General features: G+C 64.2%; 5 protein-coding genes, 1 tRNA gene and 2 pseudogenes. 7 read left to right on the top strand and 1 reads right to left on the bottom strand.

Features of this window, described 5'->3' with window-relative positions:
- The 3 genes and pseudogenes from Q0693_RS07985 to fba form a co-directional block, all read left to right on the top strand.
- Positions 1-448: pseudogene (locus Q0693_RS07985) on the top strand (ribulose phosphate epimerase); the annotation flags it as partial.
- Between the two features lie 9 nt (positions 449-457).
- Positions 458-1,126, top strand: coding sequence for a ribulose-phosphate 3-epimerase (gene rpe, locus Q0693_RS07980; RefSeq protein WP_243029896.1), 669 nt, complete (start codon positions 458-460; stop codon positions 1,124-1,126).
- Positions 1,107-2,030 (top strand): class II fructose-1,6-bisphosphate aldolase, encoded by a 924-nt coding sequence (gene fba, locus Q0693_RS07975; protein ID WP_243029894.1) that lies wholly within the window; start codon positions 1,107-1,109, stop codon positions 2,028-2,030. The genes rpe and fba overlap by 20 nt, the downstream gene beginning before the upstream one ends.
- 85 nt (positions 2,031-2,115) lie before the next feature.
- Here fba and Q0693_RS07970 read toward each other — a convergent pair.
- Positions 2,116-2,192, bottom strand: a tRNA-Pro gene (locus tag Q0693_RS07970).
- 57 nt (positions 2,193-2,249) lie between these two features.
- On the opposite strand from Q0693_RS07970, the gene Q0693_RS07965 reads away from it, so the two are divergent.
- The 4 genes and pseudogenes from Q0693_RS07965 to Q0693_RS07950 form a co-directional block, all read left to right on the top strand.
- Complete coding sequence (locus Q0693_RS07965; RefSeq protein ID WP_243029892.1) at positions 2,250-2,567, top strand: cupin domain-containing protein; 318 nt, start codon at positions 2,250-2,252, stop codon at positions 2,565-2,567.
- Positions 2,568-2,609: 42 nt separating this feature from the next.
- On the top strand, positions 2,610-4,772 hold the full coding sequence (locus tag Q0693_RS07960) for an ATP-binding protein (RefSeq protein WP_298630565.1): 2,163 nt from the start codon (positions 2,610-2,612) through the stop codon (positions 4,770-4,772).
- 22 nt (positions 4,773-4,794) lie between these two features.
- Complete coding sequence (locus Q0693_RS07955; protein WP_298630563.1) at positions 4,795-5,157, top strand: response regulator transcription factor; 363 nt, start codon at positions 4,795-4,797, stop codon at positions 5,155-5,157.
- A pseudogene (locus Q0693_RS07950) lies at positions 5,141-5,761 on the top strand (HEAT repeat domain-containing protein); the annotation flags it as partial. The gene Q0693_RS07955 and the pseudogene Q0693_RS07950, both read left to right, overlap by 17 nt.

Here is a 5,761-nt window from a genome sequence, read left to right as displayed (position 1 = left end):
GCCCGACTCCCGGGCCTTCATCTGGCCCCAGAAGGAGCACGCGGACCTCGTGGTGCGCTTCTACCGCCCCCCTGGCTACAACCCTGAAAACCCCAGCACCCTGAACGTGCGCATCGCCCTAAAGCACACCCTGCCCCGGCTAGACCTTTCCGAGGTGCTCCACTCCGCCTACGAGGACGAGGCCCTGATCCGCCTGGAGGCCCGGAAGGAGGCAGACATCCTGGACATCACGGGAAACGTGACCCCCGAGCAGGCCCTGACCTTTGAACGCATCATCTGGGACCACCTGGGCCACCACGTGGAGCACTTTGACCCCAGCCTGGTGGGCACCTTCCTGGACAAGGCGGGGCAGAGCTATCCCTTGGCCTTAACCCAGTTGGTCATCGCCTACTACTTGGTTAAGATGCGGGAGCTGGCCATCGAGCGGGGGCACCTGCGGGTGGCCTAGGGGGAAGGGATGCTGAAGTTTGCGCCCTCCATTCTCACCGCGGACCTGGCGAGGCTCAAGGACCAGATCCAGGAGGCCGAGGCGGCAGGGGTGGACTGGATCCACCTGGACGTGATGGATGGGGTGTTCGTCCCCAACCTTACCTTCGGGCCCCTTCTGGTGGAGGCGGTGCGGCGGGTCACCTCCTTGCCCCTGGATGTGCACCTCATGATCGTGCAGCCCGAAAGGTACTTGGAGGACTTCGCCCGGGCGGGGGCCGATGTCATCACCGTGCACGTTGAGGCCACCCCCCACGCCCACCGGGCGGTGCAGAAGGTGAAGGAGCTGGGGAAGCGGGCGGGGTTGGCCATCAACCCCGCCACCCCCCTGGAGGCCTTTGAGCCCCTTTTGCCTGAGCTGGACCTGGCCCTGCTCATGAGCGTGAACCCGGGGTTTGGAGGGCAGAAGTACATCCCCACCGCCACCGAGAGGCTTCGCCGCCTCAAGGCCATGCGGGACCGGCTGAACCCGGCCTGCTTGTTGGAGGTGGATGGGGGGGTGAACCGGGAAACCGTGGCCGAGGTGTACCGGGCGGGCGCGGACGTGGCCGTGGCGGGGAGCGCCCTTTTCAACAAGCGGCCCGTGGCTGATAACCTAAAGGAGCTAAAGGAGGTGCTGTATGCCCTTGGCGATCGGTAAAGAGGTTCTGGATAAGGCGCGGCGGGAAGGCTATGCGGTTCCCAGTTTCAACACCAATAACCTGGAGATCACCCAGGCTATCCTGGAGGTAGCCGATGAACTACGGGCTCCCGTCTTCATTCAGGTTTCCGACGGGGCCCGGAAGTACGCCGGAATGGAGAACCTGGCCAACCTGGTGAAGGATATGGCCAGCCGCACCAAGGTGCCCGTGGTCCTGCACCTGGACCACGGGGCCGACTTCAAGATGGTGATGCAGGCCCTGAGGGCGGGCTTCACCAGCGTGATGATTGATGCCAGCCACCACCCCTTTGAGGAGAACGTGGCCGAGACCAAGAAGGTGGTGGAAGCCGCCCATGCGGTGGGGGTGAGCGTGGAGGCGGAGCTGGGCCGGCTTCAGGGCATTGAGGACAACATCCAGGTCTCCGAGGCCGAGGCCTTCCTCACCGATCCCGAGGAGGCGGAGCGCTTCGTGGCGGAAACGGGCATAGACTATCTGGCCATCGCCATCGGCACCAGCCACGGGGCCTATAAGGGGAAGGGCCGGCCCTACATTGACCACAAGCGCCTCGAGGAGATCAGCAAGCGGGTTTCCATCCCCTTGGTGCTCCACGGGGCCAGCGGGGTACCCACCTGGCTTAAGGAGAAGCTCTTGGCCACGGGGGCTGAGCTGAAGGAGGCCACGGGTATCCACGATGAGGATATCAAAAAGGCCATTCCCAACGGCATTGCCAAGATCAACATTGACACCGACCTGCGCCTGGCCATGACCCTGGGCATCCGGGAAGTGGTGGTGGGCAATCCCAAGGAGTTTGATCCCCGCAAGATCATCGGCAAAGGCCGGGACTACCTGAAGCAGGTGATCCGGGAAAAGTTTGAGCTGATGGGCACGGTGGGCCGGGCATAACCCACCCCACCCTGGCACGGCCAGGGTGGAAACCCCGGGCCGCGCCAGCCAAAGACAATCCCCCGCCCGTTTGGGCGGGGGCTTTTGGTCGGGGAGGCCGGATTTGAACCGACGACCACACGCACCCCAAGCGTGTGCGCTACCAGGCTGCGCTACTCCCCGGCGCGCAAAGGTTAGTGTAGTGCCCCGCTTGGGCTTTCGTCAAGTAGACTTGGGGCCATGGAGATTAAAGACCTGCGGAGCCTGGTGCGGTATAACCCGGAAAAGATGGCCAAAATTCCGGTTTTTGAGTCAGAGGGGATGTTCTTTGACCTCTATGCCCTGCTTCCGGGACAGGCGCAAAAGGTGCACACCCACGAGGGTTCCGACAAGGTGTACTACGTCCTGGAGGGCGAGGTGGTGGTGCGCATCGGGGAGGAGGAAGCCCTTTTGGCCCCAGGGATGGCGGCCATCGCCCGCTCAGGGGAGGCCCATGGCGTGCGCAACGAGTCGGCAAACCCCGCCCTTCTCCTGGTGGTGATGGCTCCCAAGCCCTAGGCTTTCACATCCTTTTCAAAGGGCTAGAATAGCCTAGTAAGGATGGTAAAGGCTCCCCCCGCCGACCTGGGGTTCATGGCGGAGCTTCTCCGCCGGTATCCCGTGCGGCTCCTTTTCCGGGGGGAGGTGCTTCCCGAAGGTCCTTTACGGGGAGAAAAGCTTTGGCAGGAGGGGGATATGGCCCTTTACTGGGAAGGGCCGCCCCCGCCTCCGGCAACCCAGGAGGCTTTGCGCCTCCTCCTTCGGGCCTTCCGCGAGGTGTGGGAGCTACGGGAGCGGGAGCTTGCTCTTTTAAAGAGCCAGGAGGAGAGCGCCAGGCTCCTTCGCCTTTTGCTTCACGAGATCAAAAACCCCTTGATGAGCGTTTTGGGGGCCTTGGAACTTGCCCTGGAAACCGGGGACCTTCCGGAAGAGGCTAAGGAACCCCTTTCTATCGCCGAAAGGAGTGCCCGTCGCATCCAAGAACTCCTGCAAAAGGCCCAGGAGTACCTGCGCCTGGGCCAGGGGGTGCGGCTTAAGGGTGAACGGGTGGACCTCAAGGCCCTTCTTCTCCAGGTTTCGGAGGAAGTGCGGCCTCTGGCCCGAAGGAAGGGAATCCGGCTCCGCTTGGTCCTGCCGAAACGGGAGGCCTGGGTATACGGGGATAAGGAATGGCTCTATCAGGCAGTGCTGAACGTCCTCAACAATGCGGTGAAATACACCCCGGAAGGGGGGCGGGTGGCGGTGCGCCTCCTTCTGGGTCGGGACCGGTACGGCATCGCCGTTTCCGATACTGGCCCCGGGATCCCCGAGGCGGAGCAGGAAAGGGTCTTTGAACCCTTCTACCGGGCCTCCACCCGGGGGGAGGTGGAGGGGACGGGGCTTGGGCTTGCCCTGGTGAAGCGGGTCCTCGAGGCCCACGGGGGCGAGGTCCGTCTAAGGAGCCGCTTAGGCCGGGGGAGCACCTTCTTCCTCCTCCTGCCCAGGCCCCGGCCGGGCCAAAGGGCCCCGGTGGGAAGGCTGCTTCTCCTGCTGGTGGCCCTGATCGCCTTGGCCCGCGTGCCCATCTTCCCCGCCCCCTTGGGTTCCCAGGCCTTCGGCGGGGTACCGGCCGGGGAGGTGGTACGGCTTCCTGGGCTGGAGCTGGCCTTTAGCCCTGAGGCTCACGGGGAGGCCCGGCGCTGGCGGAGCCTTTGGGGTGGGGGAGAGAGGGTGCAGGTGCGTTTGGAAAGAGGAGGGGTGGAGGCGGTGCGGGAGGCCCCTGTGCCCTTGGCCCTTTCCACCCCCGAGGGCCAGGTGCGGCCCACGGGGACCCACCTGCGCCTTTCCCGGGAAAGCGGGGCCCGCCTTTCCCTTTACCGGGGAAAGGTGGCCTTGGGGCAGGAAAGGCTTCCTGCCGGGGAAGGAGCGGTTCTGGGAACGGGGGTTAGGCGGAAGCTTCTTCCTGCTCCCCAGGTGCGCCCGGTGCCGGGGCCTGAGGGCGAGGTGGTGTTCCGCATGCTGGGCCCCGAGGGGAGCCGGGGCTTCCGGGTGGAGGTTCGCAGCGGGGATGCCGTGGTCCTTTCCGCCAGGGTAGAGGGTAACGTGTTCCGCTACCTGCCCCAGGCGGACCGCGTGAGCCAGGTGCGGGCCATGGCCTTGGATGAGGTGGGCCTCGAGGGCTACCCCTCGGACCCCGTGCCCTTCCGGGAACGGAAAAGCTTTTACGAGGGTCGGAAGAGGCTTCCCCAGGACCCGGCTGGGGCGGAGGCCTTTTTGCGCCGGGCGGTTTCCGTCTTTCCCGACGATGCCGAGGCCTTGGGCGAGCTGGCCTTTGCCCTTTACCTCCAGGGCCGCCATGGCGAGGCTAAGCCCCTTTACGAGAAGGCCCTAGCCCTTTTGGATAGCCCTGATACCCGGGTGCGCTACGCCCGGCTCCTCTACCACCTGAAGCGTTATGGGGAGGCGGAGGAGAGCTACCGGAAGGTGCTTAAGGAAGACCCGGGGAACCTGGATGCCCGCTGGGGGCTTTCCGAGGTGGTCCTGGCCCTGGGCCGGGCCAAGGAGGCGGAGTTCCTCGCTCGGCAGGTGCTGGCGGTGGAACCCAGCTACCCCTTGGCCCGCTTCACCTTGGCCAAGGCCCTCTTGGAACAAGGAAGGGTGGAGGAGGCCCGGGGGCTACTTACGCAAGAGGCTAAGCGAAACCCCGATCCCGAGGTCCAAGCCTTGTTGCAAAGGCTTCGGTAGCTTCTCCTCTTAGAATGGGGGTGTGGCCCGGGTTTTGGTGGTGGAGGATGACCCTACGGTGGCCAAGGTTTTGGAGGTAGCCCTTGGGCGGGAGGGGTATCTGTCCTTCCTGGTGCGGGACTACCCTTCCGCCAAGGTTGCCCTCCAGGAGGATTGGGATGCCATCATCCTGGACATCAACCTGCCCGGGGGTTCGGGGTTAGACCTCTTGCGCTACTTGCGAAAGGAGCTACGGAAGTCTACGCCCGTGTTGATCCTTTCGGGTCTTAAGCAAGAGCGGAGCCTCGCCGAAGCCCAGGCTTTAGGAGCCCAAGAGTATTTCACCAAGCCCTTCAGCCCTGGGGACCTGATAAAGCGTCTGAAGGGATATGTGGCGGCGCGGTGAACGGCTTTATGCCCTTTTGGTCTTTCTGGTGGTGCTCCTGGAGGGCCTGGCCCTGGGAAGCCTGGTAGTGGTCTTTTCAGGGCGTCTTTTTGGCCTTTTTGGCTATCCCCAGGTCTACGGGGCCTTGTGGCAGGCCCTGGTCCTAACTGGGACAGCCTTGGGCTTGCTGGCCGCTTACGTTCTGCTTTACCACGCCTACAGCGCAAGCCGGGAACTCCTTGACCGTAAGGCTTACGAGGACTGGCTAGCCCGCTTTACGGAAATCCTTTTTGCTGGTGGGTCTCCTCCCCCTCCTCCTTGGCCTAGGGAAGCCTTTGAAGCCCTTTTGGACCTGCGGGAAATGTTGAAGGGGGAGTTTGCTGAACGGATAACGGAATGGCTGCGCCAGGCGAACCCCCCTTGGCCCCGCATCCTGAAGGCCCGTTTCGCTTCCCGGCCCCTGCGGCTGGAGGCCCTCGAGGCTTTAGCCCAAGCCCGCTTGCCGGAAACCCTGGAAGCGGTTCTTCCGTATCTGGCTCATCCGGACCCCGTCCTGCGTTTGGCGGCGGCCCGGGCTGGGGCCCGGGTGGCCCAGGGGCAAGGGCTCTTGGACTTGGCTAAAGCC

The sequence above is a fragment of the uncultured Thermus sp. genome (assembly GCF_938010445.1).
In the GTDB taxonomy this organism is placed as follows: Bacteria; Deinococcota; Deinococci; order Deinococcales; family Thermaceae; genus Thermus; species Thermus altitudinis.
Note: the sequence above shows the minus strand (reverse complement) of the source record. Positions and strands in the feature narration are given on the sequence as shown.

Excerpts from the sequence above, each read along its gene's own strand:
- rpe (WP_243029896.1), top strand. The coding sequence starts at position 458 with ATGCTGAAGTTTGCGCCCTCCATTCTCACCGCGGACCTGGCGAGGCTC.
- fba (WP_243029894.1), top strand. The coding sequence starts at position 1,107 with ATGCCCTTGGCGATCGGTAAAGAGGTTCTGGATAAGGCGCGGCGGGAA.
- Q0693_RS07965 (WP_243029892.1), top strand. The coding sequence starts at position 2,250 with ATGGAGATTAAAGACCTGCGGAGCCTGGTGCGGTATAACCCGGAAAAG.
- Q0693_RS07960 (WP_298630565.1), top strand. The coding sequence starts at position 2,610 with ATGGTAAAGGCTCCCCCCGCCGACCTGGGGTTCATGGCGGAGCTTCTC.